This window comes from Stenotrophomonas sp. PS02298, from assembly GCF_029959445.1.
Taxonomy (GTDB): Bacteria; Pseudomonadota; Gammaproteobacteria; order Xanthomonadales; family Xanthomonadaceae; genus Stenotrophomonas.
In genome coordinates, this window is record NZ_JASCOR010000102.1 from 1 (window position 1) to 16089 (window position 16089).

Genomic DNA, 16089 nt, shown 5'->3' on the forward strand with positions numbered 1-16089 from the left:
GAGCCATGCTCGGCAAGGGGCCTTACCGGTAAAGCCCCTGCCGAGCATGGCTCGGCACTACAGGAAGCGGAAGCGTCAGCCTGCCTTCGGCGTCAGCTTCAACAGCTTTGCGTTGGCGCCATCTTCCAGCAGCCACAGCGCTCCGTCCGGGCCTTGCTCCACTTCGCGGATGCGGTTGCCCATGTCAAAGCGCTCGGCTTCGCGGGCCTTGTCGCCATCAAAGGCGACGCGCACCAGCGACTTGGATGACAGTCCGCCGATGAAGCCGCTGCCCTGCCACTGCGGGAACTGCTTGCCGTTGTAGATGATGAAGCCGGCCGGCGAGATCACCTGCCGCCAGGTCACCACCGGGGCGATGAATTCCGGGCGGGTGTCGTGATCGGGAATCGGGCGGCCGTCGTAATGGTCGCCATTGGAGACGATCGGGTAGCCGTAATTGCCGCCGCGCTGGATCAGGTTCAGCTCGTCGCCGCCCTTCGGACCCATCTCGTGTTCCCACAGCTTGCCGTTGCCGTCGAAGGCAATACCCAGCACGCTGCGGTGGCCCAGCGACCACACCTGGTCCGCCGGTGAGCCCTGCGCCACGAACGGGTTGTCGGCCGGCACGCTGCCATCGTCGTTGAGGCGGATGATCTTGCCCAGGTTGGTCTTCATGTCCTGCGCCGGGTCGAACTTCTGCCGCTCGCTGGAACTGATCCACAACTTGCCATCCGGGCCGAAGGCCAGGCGATGGCCGTAATGGCCGCGGCCGGTGACCTTGGGCGTCTGCCGCCAGATCACCTGCGCATCGCTCAACGTGCCGCTGCCATCGGCGTTCAATACCAGCTTGGCGCGGGCGACGGCGGCACCACGGGTATCGTCCTCGCCATCTTCGGCGTAGCTGTAATAGACCAGCCCATTGCTTGCGAACTGCGGATGGGCCAGCACGTCACCAAAGCCACCCTGGCCGCCGTAAGCCACGGTCGGGACGCCGCTGATGTTGCCGCGCTTGCCGCTGGCGGGATCGAAGTGGACCAGCTTGCCGGCCTTCTCGGTGACCAGCAGGCTGCCGTCGGGCAGGAAGGTCATCGCCCAGGGCTCATCAAAGCGGGCCGTTTCGGTGGCGGTGAACGGCCATTGCGCGGGCTTCACCGCGGCTTCGGCGGCCGGGTCGGGATCAGCGGCGCAGGCGCTGGTGAACAGGGCGGGGGCCAGGGCCAGGCTCATGCTGAGCAGGAGGGTACGGGGCATGGAGGTCTCCGGGTGCGGGATGCGATACCAGTGCAGGGTTGTACACCATGGCGGCCGACGCTGCCTACGACACGCCGGCGCTGCCGCCGCAGGAATGATTGAAGGCCACTCCCGCCGATGGCGGGAGTGGTTGCAGGCAATCAGCTGTCGCTGGTCTGGTCCTGCTCCGGATGCTGTGCCGTGTGCCGGGCGACGATGCCAGTGGCGGTAACGCCGCCAGTCGCATTGCCGATGGTGCAGAACACATCGGGAATGGTGTCCACCGCCAACAGCACGCCCAGCGGTTCCACCGGCAGGCCCAGGCTCTGGGTGATCGGCATGTTGTTGGTCATGAAGTTGGCCTGGCCGGGCAGGCCGGTCGAGCCCATGCTGATCGCCGCGGCCAACAACACCGCCACCGCATATTGCGAGGCATGCACGTCGATGCCGTACAGCCAGGCGATGAAGCTGGCCACGGCGATGTACTGCGCCGGGCTGGTGATGCGGAACAGCGATACCGCCATTGGCAGCACCAGCGAGGTCAGTGCCGCCGGGTAGCCCAGGCGATTGCGTGCGCTGTCGATCATGGCCGGCAACGATGCCAGCGAGGACTGCGTGCTGCCGGCAATTACCTGTACCGGCACCAGTGCCCGGGCAAAGCGGCCGAACGGCTCGCCGGCAGCGAAGCGGGCAACCAGGTACAGCAGCAGGGTGATCAGGATGTAGATCACGCACATCAGCACGATGTAGTAGCCAAGCACGCCGATGATGCTCATCCCGACTTCGGCGCAGACCACGAAGACCAACGCGAACACGCCTACCGGCGCCGCCCACAGCACCCAGCGCACGATGGTGATCATGGTGTCGGCGATGATGCGGATGATGTCCAGGATGCGATCACGGCGCTCCGGTTCCTGCCGGCTCAGCGCAAAGCCGAAGAACATGGCGAAGGCCACCAGCGGCAGCATCGCGCTGGAGGCGGCGGCGGCAAGTGCATTGCTGGGAATCAGCGAGCTGATCCACTGCGCGGCACTCAGCGGCGTGGCTGCGGTTGCCGGCGAACGCAACGCATCGCGGAAGGCCTGGATGTTGTCTGCATCGCGCGGCAGCAGGTCCAGCAGGAACGGGGTGATGACCGCGGAGAACGCGGCCGAGCCGACCAGCAGGATCAGGAACACGATGATCGCGTTGCGCGCGGTACGCCCGGAGGCGGCGGCATTGCTGGCGGTATTGACGCCGACGATGACCAGTGCGGTCACCAAAGGAACCACGGTCATCTGCAAGGCATTGAGCCAGAGCCGGCCGATCGGGCGCAGTACGTCGGCGATCTTCAGCGCCAACGACTGGTCATAGGCGGTGAGCGACAGGCCGACAATGGCGGCCAGCACCAGCGCGATCAGCACCTTGACCGGTGCCGAGACCTTGGAAGATTTTGCGGGTGCGCTGTCGGTCATGAAGGGATGGCTTGGCTAAAGAGAAGGGAAGATGCCCGGAACCGGACAAATGCTCAACGAGTAGTTTCTGAAAGTGCGGGCAAGCCCCAGCTGCGCTGCAGCCGCTGGTACTCGGCGTCGGGCAGCAGCACGAACAGCGGCTTGGCCTCGGGTGACAGCCATTCCAGCAAGGCCGACATGCGCTCCGGCTCCATTGCGGTGCAGCCGGCGGTGGCTTCGCCGGGCTGCCGCCACAGGTGGGCGAAGATGCAGCTGCCCTGGCCGGGCACCGCAGCGGGGTTGTGCTCGATGACGAAGCCTTCGCGGTAACGACGGTCGCCCTTGTTGTGCAGGTCCAGGCGCATGGCTTCGGTGGAACCCTTCACCGCGGCTTCGCCGACCTTGGCGGCATCGACGATCTGGTTGTACAGCGGCGAGGCGGGCACATCCATGCAATAGCTGCTGGCCAGCATCGGCTGGTAGGGCATGGCGCTGATGATGTGCTCGGCATAGCCGAACGCCGGGCCGATGTTGAAGATGCCGGCCGGGCTGCGGCCATCACCTTCCTGCTTCTGCGGGCCATCCTTCTGCTGAGGATGGACGCCGATACCCCAGGCGCTGCCACTGCGGCCAAGGCTGACATCGAAGCCGGCATCGCGTGCTATCCAGCCGCTGTCGGTGCGTTCAAAGGCCTGCAGATGAGCGTTGGTCGCGTCCCACGTAGGCGCAGTGACCACGATCAGCTGGCGGGCTTCGCTCACTGGTGCGGCGAGCGGCGCAGCGATGCTGGCCGGTGCGATGACCATCAACACGCAGCCCAGCAGGTGTCGGAAGTTGCGTTGGAACAAAGTGAGCATGGCGGCGGCTCCTGCGGTCAGATGTCGATCAGGTGCTGGATGCGTTCCTGGTTCAATGCCAGCTGTCGTTGCCGATCAGGATTGGTCTGGCACAGCAGGACGAACACGAAATCCAGCAGGTATTGCAGCGAGCTGCGATAGAGCAGCTGCGCGATCGGCGGCTGCGGGTCATGCGCGCAGATGGCCAACGAGGCATCTGCGTGCGCGCGCAGCGGATTGGCGGTATGGCGGGTGATCGATACCACTTTTCCGCCGACTTCCTGGAACTGCCGCGACAACTGCCACAGCTGCGGCAGCTTGCCGAACTCGGAGAACACCAGCAGCACATCGCCGGGGCGGGCGGCTGAGAGGTTGGCGGTCATCAGGATGGGATCGGCCTGCTGCACGGTGAGGATGCCGAGCAGCGACAGCCGCATGGCGAATTCACGCGCGTACAGGCCGTCGTCGCCGAGCCCATAGATGAAGACCTTTGGTGCGTTGTCGATCAATGCGATGACGTCTTCGACGTCGGCCTGCGGGTTGGCCGCCATGGTTTCTTCTTCGGCAGCGGCTTTGGCACGGCGCAGGGTTTCGGCAACCAGCAGGTAGCCGCCGGGTTGGTCCTCCGGCGGCCAGCTGGTGCTTTCGCCATTGCCGGCAGCGGCGACGGCGGCGCCTACCGAGTATTTCAAGTCTGGATAGCCTTTGAAGCCGAGTTTCTGGCTGAACTTGACCACGCTGGACTGGCTGATATCCAAGGCATTGGCCAGCTGCTGCGAGGAGTAGTCGCGCAGCAGGTGTGCGTTGTCGAGGATGAAGTCGGCGATGCGCCGTTCGATGGCCGACATCTGTTCGCGTTCGGAGCGGATTTTTACCAGAGGTGGCATGGGCGTATGGGTGTTTATCTGCTGAAGACTTTAATGGATTGCGTTGAAAAGAGGAGCGTAGCTGCTGCTTTGGCTGTTGCTTTGGCTGTTGCTCCATAGCCCCTCTCCTGCGAAGCGGGAGAGGGGTTGGGGTGAGGGCGCTTTTGCTTGTGCTGTTGCTTCAGCTTTTGATCTACCAGGTCCCCTTCCGCAGCGACGGAGCTGGCAGACAAGACCCCGAACGGGGCGACGCACAAGGATGTGCGTCGTTTTTCGACGATACAGGGATGTATCGTCGAAAATCCTGCCAGCGGAGTGAACCTGGAGCGCGCAGCGCGGAGGGCGCGTAGGCAGGGTGTGCTTTCTTTTGGTTAGCTTTTCTTTGCACAAGCAAAGAAAAGTAACTCGCTCCCCGAAGGGGAGAGAAAGCCTTTGCTCTGGCTTTTGCTGTTTTCTGCAAGTTGGAGCGAAAGCTGAGGCCAAGGCCAAGGCCAAGGCAAGAGCTTTCGCTCCCCTTTGGGGCGCGAGCACACCTTTCTTTGCTTGTGCAAAGAAAGGTGGCCCAAAGAAAGCACACCCTGCCTCCGCGCCCACGACGCTGCGCGACGCGGGTCCACTCCGCCGCCGGGATTCTTCGACGAGACATCCCTGTCTCGTCGAAAAACGACGTGCATCCATGCACGTCGCCCCTGCGGGGTCTTGTCCGTCGGCTGCGTCGCTGCGGAAGGGGACCCGGTAGGGCAAGAGCTGGAGCAAAAGCTGGAGCAACAGCAACAGCAACAGCAACAGCAGAAGCTGGAGCTGGAGCTGGAGCTGGAGCTTCCCCTCCCCAGCCCTCCCCTGCGCTGCGCGCAAGGGAGGGGGCGACAGCCGAAGCAGAAGTCAGTTTCATGCGTTGGTGGGGGTGCTCCTCCCAAAACAAAACAGCACCGGGCTTTGCCGGTGCTGTCGTTTCCACATGCGCGACCACGGCGGCGGCAACCGAGGAGAGACCGGTTGCCGCCTGCGTGATCACGGCTTGATCATCTCCAGCCCGCGTACCTCGATGATGCCCAGGCCCGGCGCGTCGGTGATGCTGATCTCCGATTCGTTGAAGATCACGCCGCCCACCACCGGATTGAACTGGCTCAACGACGGGCCATCCAGGTCCACCTTGCTGATCGCGCCGGACTTGGCCACACCAAGGTGCACCGCCGCCGCCACGCTGATGCTGGATTCCAGCATGCAGCCGATCATGCACGGTACTCCGTACAACGAGGCGATGTCGGCGATCTTGATCGCGTTGGAAATGCCGCCGGTCTTCATCAGCTTGATGTTGATGATGTCGGCTGCACCCTGCTGTATCAGGTCGAATACCTGGTGCGGGCTGAACACGCTTTCGTCTGCCATCACCGGCGTGTTGACGCGCTCGGTGACGTACTTCATTCCAGCGATGTCGGCAGCCTTCACCGGCTGTTCCAGCAGCTCCAGCACGACGCCTGCATTCTCCAGCACGTTCATTGCGTAGACCGCCTGTTTGGCGGTCCAGCCCTGGTTGGCATCCAGACGCAGTAGGGCGCGGCCTTCGACGGCGGCGTGGATGGCCTTGACCCGCTCGATGTCCAGGCCGATGTCCTTGCCCACCTTGATCTTCAGCGACTCGAAGCCGCGCTCCACTGCCGACAGCGAATCGGCCACCATCTTGTCGATGTAATCGACGCTGATGGTGATGTCGGTGGTGATCACCGGGTCGCCGCCGCCAAGCATCTGGTACAGCGGTGCCTTGTGCAGCTGTGCCCACAGGTCGTAGATGGCGATTTCCACCGCCGCCTTGGCGCTGGTATTGCGCTCCAGCGAGGTCTGGATCAGCCCGCAGATGCGGTTGAGGTTGCTGATGTCCTCGCCGATCAGGCGGGGTTTGATGAAGGTGTTGATGGCCTCGATGATCGAGCCGTGGGTGTCGCCGGTGATCACCGCAGTGGCCGGCGCCTCGCCGTAGCCGGTGTTGCCGGTGTCGGTGCGCACCATCACCACGATGTCTTCCACCGTTTCCACGGTGCGCAACGCGGTTTTGAACGGGGTTTTCAGCGGCACGCGGAGCATGCCAAGTTCGATGTCGGTGATCTTCATTTGGTGTCTTGCAGGCGGATGCGCTGGATGTTGGTCATACGGTCGATGTAGCTGACGGTGTCGCTGGCCATCATCGGCTGCAGCGGGGTCACCGATACGCCGTTGAGGCTGGCATGCACGCGCTTGCCGCTGGCGTCGAACCAACTGCCACCGGAAGTATCGTGGATTACCCAGGTCATGCCATTGGCTTCACCGAGCATCATCATCACGTGGCCGGGGATGTAGATCAGGTCGCCGACCTGCAGTTTGGCGATCGCATCACTGCGCTTGGCCTTGCTGTCCTTGTCGGTGAAGGGCACGCGGTTCAAGGCGGGGCTGATTGCCTGCGCGCTGGTATTGCGCGGCAGCAGCACACCGAAGCTGCGGTAGATCTCCGAGACAAAACCGCTGCAGTCGCGGGTGTCGTAGGAGTGGCCCCAGCCATAGCGTTCGCCGAGGAACTTGAAGGCCTGGGTGATCAGATTGGCCTGGGTCAGCGGCAGGTAGTCGCTGGCCGATTCCTGCGTGCGTGGCAGCAGGGCAGGTACCAGCGCGAGGCTGCCGTCGTCATTGCGTACCGGCAGCTGGATCACATGGCCGCCATGCGCCTGCTGGCCGTTGACCGGGTCCATCACTGGCCAGTCGGCCAGCACCGGTACGCGCACGCCCATTTCCAGCTGCAGGTCGGAGACGCGCGGCTCTTCCGGGGTGTGGGCGGTGAAGGCCTTGCCAGCAGTGATCACCCGGTACGGGCCGGTGGCGCCGTAACCGAAGACCTGTTCGGCGCTGCCGACACCGATGAAGCGCTTCTCCATCCACGCCGCATAGCGCTCGCTGGCGACGAACACCCACTTGCCGTCGGCGCTTTCATGCAGCACCGCCACCGCGTCGCCGGGGAACAGTGCCGACTCCTGGAAACGGTCGATATCGGTATCGCCCTGGCTGCTGAATACGCGCAGCTCGGTGGGGAAGGCGCGCAGCGCGGCGCGGTGCACGACCAGGCCGTACTGAATCGGGCGATTGGCCGGAATCGCATCCAGGCCGAGGTTGGCGGTCACTGCCTGCAGTTGGGCTGGGGTGACCTGCTTGCCGTGCACGTCGTACAGGGCGCGGGTCGGGGCCTTGGAAATGCCGTTGATCTGCTCGCGGACCAATACTTGTGGCAGTAGCGCGGGCAGCTTGTGCAGGTCGATGATGGAGGCATCGAGCTGGCGCATGCGCGCGTTCTGCGCGTCGATGGCGGCGCGATCCAGGATCACGGCGCCAGCGTTGGGTAGCCTGCTGATCCAGGGCTGCGGCGTCAGCAGGGCTTCCTCCAGCCCGATGATGCCTGCGTAGCCCGGCGCGACCGGTGGCGGCGACAGCGCGAAAGCCGGCCCGGCGCACAGCGCCGTGGCAAGGATCAAAGCCCGCGCAAGCGGGGCAAAGCGTCGGCGCTGGGACAGCGGCGGCAAAGCAAGCATTGGGAAGCTCCCCTCGTTGATGCTCAGGAATATTTATTCCTTTCGCCGTCGAAAGCAAGAATAAATTATTGACCGGCTATCGGGTGCGTGTTACACAGCGTTAACCACCCTGCACGTGGAAGTGTTGCCGTGGCATCAAACGCCGATTCTGCCTGCTTTGCCTGCGTCCCGTTCGCCCGCACGGTCCTCGCCTCTGCCTTGTGCATGAGCGTGGCCTGGATCGCCTTTGCCGGTGAGGCACCGTCGACGGCGCTGCCGGCCCTGGAGTCGCGTGTGGACCGCGGTGACTTTGCCGGTGCGCAGGCCGAGATCGACAAGGCACTGGCAGCACCCGGTACCGATGCCGACAGCCGCGCCGCCTACCTGTTCCAGCAGGAGCGCATGCGCCGCATCCGCCTGGATTTCACCTTGGACGAAGCGCAGGCCAAGGCCGCCGTGCGCAGGTCGGTGCCGGATCTTCGCGACGAGGAGTTCAAGGCTTGGGATGACGCCGGCCTGATCGAGCACCTGGATATCGACGGCCAACGCCGCTGGTTCAAGCGCGCACCGAACAATCTGTTCCTGTTCAGTGCCGAGGCCTCCAACCGGCGGCCGCCGGACAAGCGGGTTTCCCGCCCGGGTCCGTACGAGCGGCTGGGCTCGCACCATATCGAGGTAATCAAGGCATCGGAGCAGAGCGGCCAGACCAGCATCAGCCCGCGGCGGGTGCGCATCACCCAGTCCATCAAGGTCGACGCCGATGCGGTGCCGGCGGGGAAGACGGTACGTGCCTGGCTGCCGTATCCGCGGTCCATACCCGGCCAGCAGGACAACATCCAATGGCTGTCCAGCGTGCCGCAGGGCGCGCAGATCGCACCCGAAGACACGCTGCAGCGCACCGCCTATCTCGAGCGCAAGGCCGTGGCCGGCACTCCCACCGAGTTTTCGGTGAGTTACGAGCTCACCATCTCCGCGCGTCGTTTCATCATCGACCCGGACAAGGTGCTGCCAACACCGCGGGACCCCGCGCTTGCGCCGTATCTGGCCGAGCGCGCGCCGCATGTGGTGTTCACCCCCGCCATGCGGGAGTTCTCGCGCAAAGCGGTGGGCAATGAAACCAATCCCTACCGCGTCGCCAAGAAACTGTTCGATGCGGTGGATGCGATTCCGTGGGGCGGCGCCCGCGAGTATTCGACGATCAGCAATATTTCCGATTACGCGCTGCATGCCGGGCATGCCGACTGTGGCCAGCAGACCTTGCTGCTGATCTCGCTGCTGCGCATGAATGGCATCCCGGCGCGCTGGCAGTCGGGCATGGTGTATTCGGACAACGAGGTCGGCTACAACAACCTGCACGATTGGGGCGCGCTCTATCTTGCGCCCTACGGCTGGGTGCCGATGGATGTAAGCACGGGCGCACTGGACAGCGACCAGCCCGAACAACGCAATTTCTATTTCGGCGGGCTGGATGCCTACCGCATCGCGTTCAACGATGACTACTCACGCGCGTTCGTGCCTGCCAAGCAGCACTTCCGTTCGGAGACCGTTGATCTGCAACGAGGTGAGGTTGAGTGGGAAGGGGGGAACCTTTACTTCAACCAGTGGCAATACGACTTCCAGTCGCAGGTTCTGGCGCCGGAGTCCAAGTAATAGAACGTCGTAACCGTTGTCTTACTTATCGATTTACGTCTGCAGGAGAGAGCAGGGGATGAACAGGAAAATGTTGAAAAGAGCGGCGCTGACCGTCGCATTGGGTGCCTGTCTTGGCGTGATGGCGCCGAGCGTGATGGCGCAGAGCGCGACGGGTGCCATTGCTGGCCGTGCGAGCACCGGTGACCAGATCACCATCGTCAACAAGGGCACGGGCCTGACCCGGACTGTTACGGTGGGTGCCGACGGTGCCTATCGTTTGAGCCAATTGCCGGTGGGTGACTACACCCTGCAGGTCAAGCGCGATGGCCAGACCGACAAAGAGCCGCTGGGCGTCAGTGTCTCACTGGGTGGCACCACCAACGTCAATCTGGGGGGCAGCACTGCCAGTGGCGCGGTGGACCTGGATGCAGTGCAGGTGACGGGGTCGCAGGTCGTCAATCGCGTTGACGTCTATTCCACCGAGTCCTCATTCAACATCAACCGCGAAGAGCTGGCACGCATGCCGGTGGAGCAGTCGATGGATTCGGTCGCGCTGTTGGCGCCAGGTGTGGTCGGTGGCAATTCCAGCTTTGGTGGCATCAGCTTTGGCGGTTCCTCGGTGGCCGAAAATGCCATCTTCGTCAATGGCCTGAATGTCACTGACATCTATGATCGGCAAGGATACTCGGCACCGCCCTTTGCCTTTTTCAAAGAATTCCAGGTCAAGACCGGCGGCTATTCGGTCGAATTCGGCCGCTCCACCGGTGGTGTGATCAACGCGGTCACCCGCTCGGGTTCCAATGAATTCGAGGGTGGTATGCAGGTCACCTTCGAACCCAGCGCTTGGAAGTCGAGTGGGCGTGATCACTATCATCCGGGAAGCACCACGGACGGTCACTTCGCCAGCCGCGACAGCTCGTCGTTCACCAAGACCAATGTGTGGGGTTCGGGCCCGATCATCAAGGACAAGCTGTTCCTGTTCGCGATGTACGAGAACCGTGATACCAACTCGCGCTACTCAAGCGGGCAGAACGCATACAACTATGGCAAGTCCAATGATGGCTTCTGGGGTGGCAAGCTGGATTGGAACATCACGGACAACCACACACTGGAACTGCTTGCCTTCTCTGATGATGGCGAGACCGAGACTGCCAAACACACGTATAACTGGGGCTCGGCGGTCGTCGGGGATCTAACGGGCACGGGGACCGATGAAGGTGGTGGTACGAACTGGTCGGCTACCTACACCGGACACTTTGGCCAGAACTTCACCGCCAAGGCGATGATCGGCCAGAACGAGCGCAATGCCAATGCGCGGTCCGGTGGCGATGACGTATGCGACTACATCACCACCAACACCAGCGGTAGTAACAGCTATGCGCCGTACCTCAGTGCGATGCCGAACAAGACGCTGGGCTGCTCGCCGAGCCGTGATGTCGTGGAGATGACCAATACCCGCGATGCTGCGCGTTTGGATTTTGAGTGGGCTTTAGGTAACCATCTCATTCGATTCGGGGCCGACCGCGAGGAGCTGACCACCGAGCAGATGTCGCGTTACTCGGGCAGCGGCACCATGTATACGGCCTATGTGCCAACACCAGGCTCGGAGGTGTTCGGTGGTGCCGGTGTATATATTCCGGCCAACGTCACACAGATGCTGATGGCGCGACGAAATGTATCCGGCGGTAAGTTTGAGACCGTCGCCAACGCGTTCTACATCGAAGACCAGTGGAGCATTACCCCCAACTTTCTTGTCACGTTGGGCCTGCGCTCGGATAGCTTCAACAACAAGGTTGCCGACGGCAGCTCCTTCATCAAGCAGGACAACCTGATCGCCCCGCGTGGTGGGTTCTCTTGGGATATCAAGGGCGACGGCACAACAAAGCTGTTTGGTAATGTCGGCCGCTACTACCTACCGGTATCGAACAACATCAACGTCAACTTCGCGGGCGGTCTTACTGATGAGTATCGTTACTTCGCGCTGGATGGCTGGACCGAACAGGTCAACCCGATTACCGGCACCAAATACATGGCGCCAATCATTGGTCAGCAGATTGGGCCAACCGACACCAGCATGAACACCGGTTCTGGTGACCTGCGCCAGAGTGTTTCCAAGGACATCGATGCGGTCTACCAAGATGAGTTCATCCTTGGCTTCCAGTCGATGATCAACCAAGCTTGGTCGTGGGGTGTCAACGCGACCTATCGCAAGATGGATCGTGCGATCGATGACATTCGTATCAATCACACGCCTTGTGGTCCAGTAGGCAAGAACTTGTGGGTGATCGGCAACGGTGGTGGTGATGTGACCATCTGGGGCGATCCGTCCATTGGCTGCGCCAACGAAGGCTGGATTACCATCGACACCTCCAAGGATGGCTACATCAAGGGCGGCAGCGGTGAAGTGGTGGGTTACAAAAAGCCCAAGCGTCGCTACAAGGCAGTGGAATTCCAGATCGACCGTGCTTGGGACGATAAATGGATGTTCAATGCGTCTTATCTGTGGTCCAAGAGCGAGGGTAACCTGGAAGGGCCGACGAACTCGGACACCAACTTTGGTTCCACCGGCATGGTGCAGTACTACGATCACCCGGCAGTGAACGAACGCTACGGCGTGCTGTTCAACGACTTCCGCCACCAATTCAAATTCCGCGCCGGGTACCAGATCAACGACCAGTGGTCGGTGGGTTCGACGTTGCAGGTGCAGTCCGGTGGTCCTATCACTGCCTTCGGTGTGGTTTGGCCGGATGACAGCGTGGGTGCCGGTGGGTTTGCATCTGAAGGCTCGGGAGGCGGTTCGGGCTGGTTGTGCGTAGCCAAATGCGACAAGCCGTGGAACGAGCGAGTACTCGAGCCGACCGCGCGCGGCGCGTTTGGTCGACTGCCGTGGACCTGGAACATGGGCGCCAACGTGACTTGGCGTTTGCCGGTGGAATCGGTGGATCTGACGGCACGCTTGTCGGTCTACAACGTATTCAATAACCAGACCGTGATAAACGTCCACCAGCGATATGAAGCCAATCCTGGTGTGAAGCGTGACACCTTTGCGACCGGTACCCGCTGGCAGTCGCCGCGGTACACGCAGTTGGTCGTGACCTGGAACTTCTGATGTAGTTTGTGAGAACGGCCCGCTTCGGCGGGCCGTTCGCTTTTGTGGAGAGTGATGATGCGATTGAAACTGCTGTTGGCCATCGCTGCCGTGCTTGCGGCAAGCCCGGTGCCCGCCGCTGATGCCAACAACGCGCGGATGGACGCGTTGGTCGAGCAGGCGGTGCAGCGCTATCAGCTTCCCGGAATAGCGGTGGGGGTGATCGAGGATGGCAAGGTGGTGCGGCGTATCACCCGCGGTGAGCTGGTAGCGGGCGAGAGCGCTGCAATCAACGACGACAGCCTGTTCAAGATCGCCTCCAACACCAAGGCGATGACCGCAGCAGTTCTGGCGCGGCTGGTGCAGGCCGGCAAGTTGCGCTGGGATGACCCTGTCACCAGGCACCTGCCGCAGTTCCGCATGCAGGACCCGTGGGTCACCCGCAACATGCAGGTGCGCGATCTGCTGATCCACAACAGCGGCCTCGGCCTGGGCGCAGGCGATCTGATGCTGTGGCCCGAACCAAACAACTTTGATCGCAACGACATCATTGCCGGCTTGGCGCATCTGAAGCCGACTGGCAGCTTCCGTAGCGAGTACGCCTACGACAACCTCATGTATGTGGTGGCCGGCGAAGTCGCCGCTGCTGCGGGCGGAAAGCCATACGCACAGTTGGTGCGCGAGGAAATCTTCCAGCCGCTGGGCATGCAGCGCTGCCAGGTAGGCGCGTGGTCACCCGCGGCGCTCGGCAATATCGCGCAGCCGCATCATCGTGATGGCAAGCGCAACATCGCCGCCGAACGCGATCCTGCACAGGTCACCGATTTCCCATCGATGGCTGCAGGCGGTATCCGCTGCAGCCTCAACGACATGCTGCGCTGGATGCAGGCGCTGCTGGATCCGGCGCAGGCACCGGGTTGGCTGGATGCGACCCAGCGGCGTGCGCTATGGACCGCACATATGCCGATGCCGGTCAGCCAACGCCTGCGCGACTGGGACAACACGCACTTCTACGCCTATGGCTATGGCTGGCGTCTGTCGGATATGGATGGGCAGTGGAAGGTCGCGCATACCGGCACCTTGTCCGGCATGTATTCCTCGCTGGCCTTGCTGCCGGATCGCAAGACCGGCGTGGTGATCCTGATCAACGGTGAGGGCGAAGACGCACGCACGGCGCTGATGCAGGCCATGCTCAAGCACTACACCGCACCGGCGGCGAACAATGACGTGCTGCATTACGCCAGGTTGATTGATGACGCTGCCGCGCAGCGCCGTTCGGCAGGACATGTGCGCCCTGCATTGCCGAAGGCACGTGCGGCCACGCCGGCGGAGTTCGGCAGCAAGGCTGGTGTCTGGCAGGACCCGTGGTTCGGCGAGGTGTCTTTGTGCCCGCGTGATGGCAAGCTGCAGTTCGCCTCGGCCAAGTCGACGCGCATGACCGGGCAGGTGATGCGTGCCGGTGAACGCTGGTATGTGGCCTGGCAGGGATTGGGCGAAGATGCCGATGCCTGGCTGGAATTCTCCGCCGACGCCCAACAACCGCTGCTGCACCTGCGCGCCATCGACCCGGATATCGACTTCAGTTATGACTACCCCGATCTGGAATTCCAACGCCGTGGTGATTGCCACTAAATCGCTGCCGTTGTTGCTGGCACTGTTGCCGTTCACCGTGCTTGCCCAGCAGGTGCAGGTATCGCCGGCAAAGACGCCGGCACAGGCCGGCATCGTCGATGTCACCACGCTGGCCCCGGACATCGCCCTGGATATCCGCTACGCCGGCACCGACAACTTCACCGGGCGCGTCGTTCCCGGCTATGAAGCACCGCGTTGCTATCTGCTGCAGCCGGCGGCGCAGGCCTTGGCGCGGGTGCAGCGCGGACTGCGCGCGCAGGGTTATCGACTGCAGGTGTTTGACTGCTACCGGCCGGTGCACTCGGTGACCTCGTTCGTCGCCTGGGTACACGATGCCAAGGATCAGATCGCCAAGCAGCGCTATTACCCCAACATCGACAAGAGCCGTCTGCTCGACGGCTACATCGCCGAAACCTCTGGCCATAGCCGGGCGGCGACGGTGGATCTGGGCGTGCTGGATTGCCGCAGCATGCCGTGCACCGCCCTGGACATGGGCACCGGCTTCGACCGCTTCGATGTGCTGGCGCATACCGCCAATCCCGATATCAGCGCGGTGCAGAAGCAGAACCGGCAGCTGCTGCTGGATGCGATGCAGGCGCAGGGCTTTGCCAACTATCCAATGGAATGGTGGCATTACACCTTCAAGCCCGAGCCCACGCCGACCACGGCCTACGACTTCCCGGTGCGTTGAGCGGGGCAGGGGCGGTTAGACTGCGGTTCCCTGAATGGACCGCGCTGCGCCCATGAATCTGGTTTTGCATTACGGCCTGCTCGGCTCGCTGGAAGCTGGCTTGATCGCCTTGGCGATTGGCTTTGTGGTGTTTGCGCTGTGGTGGCAGGTGTGCCGGCGTGCCGGGCTGCGGCACGGTCACGCCATCGCCTATTCCGCGCTGATAGCGGCGGCCATCGCTGCGGGCGTGGATGGCTGGAAGCTGTTTTCGCTGGGCATGGTCAACCTGCAGTCGCCGCTGTACGCCAGATTGGCGCTGGCTTCGATCCATGACCCGGACCAGCTGGGCACGCGCGTGCTGTTTGAGTTGATCGGCGTAGCCGTTGGCGTCGGCCTGGGTTGGTTGTTGTTCAGTTCGCGGCAACCGCTGGCTGACACCACGCATGATGCTTGAGGCGCCGGCATCGCATCGATAAGCACGATGCTTGGAACGCTCTAATCAGTGGCTTACTTTCACTTCATGCACGGCTAACAGGGGCGGTAACTGCTGATCCGGTGCAGGTGGTTAACAGGATGTTCGCTGCGGTTTCTTGGGGTGCAAGCGATTCAGGCGCGACTTGTCAGGGTTGGGGCGTGCGGAATTTCCGCGCTTTAGCCAACACACGAGGAAGACCTGATGACCGTACGTAATCGCACTCCGCTGTTCGCCCTGGTTGCCATCGTAGGTTCCGCGCTTGCACTGCCGGCAATGGCGCAGGATGCACAGGATCAGGCCGCCGCTGCGCAGGCACAGGCTGCGCAGGCACAGGATTCGGCAGAACAGGCGCAGAACGCTGCTGCCAGTGCATCAAGCAGCGCCGCCAAGGCCTCGGCTGCGGCTGGAGGCGGCCAGAGTTGGGCAGATGTGGATGCCGATGGTGATGGCGCCATCAGCAAGACCGAGTCGCAGGCCAATGCTGGCCTGGCCCAGGTGTTTGATGAGGCCGACAGCGACAAGGACGGCAAGCTGACGCCGGATGAGTATCGGGCTTATGCGGCTGCGCATAAGAATTGATTGGTAACCGGGCAGGGCTTTAAGAGCACCCCTCCCCAACCCTCCCCTTGCCTGCGGCAAAGGGAGGGGGCTGAACTCCGGCGCTGCCGGTTAGCGCAGGGCGCCGGCTTTTCTCCCTCCCTTTGCCGCAGGCAAGGGG

General features: G+C 62.7%; 12 protein-coding genes. 6 read left to right on the plus strand and 6 right to left on the minus strand.

The features are described from left to right. Nucleotides 1-75 precede the first annotated feature (75 nt). The 6 genes from QMX78_RS14475 to QMX78_RS14500 form a co-directional block, all read right to left on the minus strand. A complete protein-coding gene (locus tag QMX78_RS14475; protein WP_282270740.1) occupies nucleotides 76-1230 on the minus strand; it encodes a PQQ-dependent sugar dehydrogenase in 1155 nt (384 codons plus the stop codon). 140 nt (nucleotides 1231-1370) lie between these two features. Further along, the gene (locus QMX78_RS14480) at nucleotides 1371-2663 is read right to left on the minus strand and encodes a cation:dicarboxylase symporter family transporter (RefSeq protein ID WP_282270742.1); all 1293 of its coding nucleotides are present in this window, start codon (nucleotides 2661-2663) and stop codon (nucleotides 1371-1373) included. 53 nt (nucleotides 2664-2716) lie between these two features. Continuing rightward, nucleotides 2717-3448 carry a hypothetical protein gene (locus QMX78_RS14485; RefSeq protein WP_282270760.1) on the minus strand — a complete coding sequence of 244 codons (732 nt, stop codon included), beginning with the start codon at nucleotides 3446-3448 and terminating at the stop codon, nucleotides 2717-2719. 68 nt (nucleotides 3449-3516) lie between these two features. Next, nucleotides 3517-4365, minus strand: a complete 849-nt coding sequence (locus tag QMX78_RS14490) for a MurR/RpiR family transcriptional regulator (protein ID WP_282270744.1) — start codon at nucleotides 4363-4365, stop codon at nucleotides 3517-3519. A 990-nt stretch (nucleotides 4366-5355) separates the two neighbouring features. Next, nucleotides 5356-6453, minus strand: a complete 1098-nt coding sequence (locus tag QMX78_RS14495; protein WP_282270746.1) for a dipeptide epimerase — start codon at nucleotides 6451-6453, stop codon at nucleotides 5356-5358. Beyond that, nucleotides 6450-7895 (minus strand): SH3 domain-containing protein, encoded by a 1446-nt coding sequence (locus tag QMX78_RS14500; RefSeq protein ID WP_282270748.1) that lies wholly within the window; start codon nucleotides 7893-7895, stop codon nucleotides 6450-6452. The genes QMX78_RS14495 and QMX78_RS14500 overlap by 4 nt, the downstream gene beginning before the upstream one ends. A 204-nt stretch (nucleotides 7896-8099) precedes the next feature. On the opposite strand from QMX78_RS14500, the gene QMX78_RS14505 reads away from it, so the two are divergent. The 6 genes from QMX78_RS14505 to QMX78_RS14530 all read left to right on the plus strand — a co-directional run bounded on the left by QMX78_RS14505 (nucleotide 8100) and on the right by QMX78_RS14530 (nucleotide 15950). Then, nucleotides 8100-9524, plus strand: a complete 1425-nt coding sequence (locus QMX78_RS14505; RefSeq protein WP_282270762.1) for a transglutaminase domain-containing protein — start codon at nucleotides 8100-8102, stop codon at nucleotides 9522-9524. Nucleotides 9525-9582: 58 nt separating this feature from the next. Continuing rightward, nucleotides 9583-12615 carry a TonB-dependent receptor gene (locus QMX78_RS14510; protein ID WP_282270750.1) on the plus strand — a complete coding sequence of 1011 codons (3033 nt, stop codon included), beginning with the start codon at nucleotides 9583-9585 and terminating at the stop codon, nucleotides 12613-12615. Between the two features lie 138 nt (nucleotides 12616-12753). Continuing rightward, on the plus strand, nucleotides 12754-14226 hold the full coding sequence (locus QMX78_RS14515) for a serine hydrolase domain-containing protein (RefSeq protein ID WP_282270764.1): 1473 nt from the start codon (nucleotides 12754-12756) through the stop codon (nucleotides 14224-14226). Then, on the plus strand, nucleotides 14180-14917 hold the full coding sequence (locus QMX78_RS14520; protein ID WP_282270752.1) for a M15 family metallopeptidase: 738 nt from the start codon (nucleotides 14180-14182) through the stop codon (nucleotides 14915-14917). The genes QMX78_RS14515 and QMX78_RS14520 overlap by 47 nt, the downstream gene beginning before the upstream one ends. 52 nt (nucleotides 14918-14969) lie before the next feature. Beyond that, nucleotides 14970-15350, plus strand: coding sequence for a hypothetical protein (locus QMX78_RS14525; RefSeq protein WP_282270756.1), 381 nt, complete (start codon nucleotides 14970-14972; stop codon nucleotides 15348-15350). A gap of 222 nt (nucleotides 15351-15572) precedes the next feature. Further along, nucleotides 15573-15950, plus strand: coding sequence for an EF-hand domain-containing protein (locus QMX78_RS14530; RefSeq protein WP_282270757.1), 378 nt, complete (start codon nucleotides 15573-15575; stop codon nucleotides 15948-15950). Nucleotides 15951-16089: the final 139 nt, after the last annotated feature.

What these genes read in the sequence shown, in the direction of transcription:
- QMX78_RS14475 (WP_282270740.1), bottom strand. Translation starts at nt 1,230, where the DNA reads ATGCCCCGTACCCTCCTGCTCAGCATGAGCCTGGCCCTGGCCCCCGCC.
- QMX78_RS14480 (WP_282270742.1), bottom strand. Translation starts at nt 2,663, where the DNA reads ATGACCGACAGCGCACCCGCAAAATCTTCCAAGGTCTCGGCACCGGTC.
- QMX78_RS14485 (WP_282270760.1), bottom strand. Translation starts at nt 3,448, where the DNA reads ATGGTCATCGCACCGGCCAGCATCGCTGCGCCGCTCGCCGCACCAGTG.
- QMX78_RS14490 (WP_282270744.1), bottom strand. Translation starts at nt 4,365, where the DNA reads ATGCCACCTCTGGTAAAAATCCGCTCCGAACGCGAACAGATGTCGGCC.
- QMX78_RS14495 (WP_282270746.1), bottom strand. Translation starts at nt 6,453, where the DNA reads ATGAAGATCACCGACATCGAACTTGGCATGCTCCGCGTGCCGCTGAAA.
- QMX78_RS14500 (WP_282270748.1), bottom strand. Translation starts at nt 7,895, where the DNA reads ATGCTTGCTTTGCCGCCGCTGTCCCAGCGCCGACGCTTTGCCCCGCTT.
- QMX78_RS14505 (WP_282270762.1), top strand. Translation starts at nt 8,100, where the DNA reads ATGAGCGTGGCCTGGATCGCCTTTGCCGGTGAGGCACCGTCGACGGCG.
- QMX78_RS14510 (WP_282270750.1), top strand. Translation starts at nt 9,583, where the DNA reads ATGAACAGGAAAATGTTGAAAAGAGCGGCGCTGACCGTCGCATTGGGT.
- QMX78_RS14515 (WP_282270764.1), top strand. Translation starts at nt 12,754, where the DNA reads ATGGACGCGTTGGTCGAGCAGGCGGTGCAGCGCTATCAGCTTCCCGGA.
- QMX78_RS14520 (WP_282270752.1), top strand. Translation starts at nt 14,180, where the DNA reads ATGACTACCCCGATCTGGAATTCCAACGCCGTGGTGATTGCCACTAAA.
- QMX78_RS14525 (WP_282270756.1), top strand. Translation starts at nt 14,970, where the DNA reads ATGAATCTGGTTTTGCATTACGGCCTGCTCGGCTCGCTGGAAGCTGGC.
- QMX78_RS14530 (WP_282270757.1), top strand. Translation starts at nt 15,573, where the DNA reads ATGACCGTACGTAATCGCACTCCGCTGTTCGCCCTGGTTGCCATCGTA.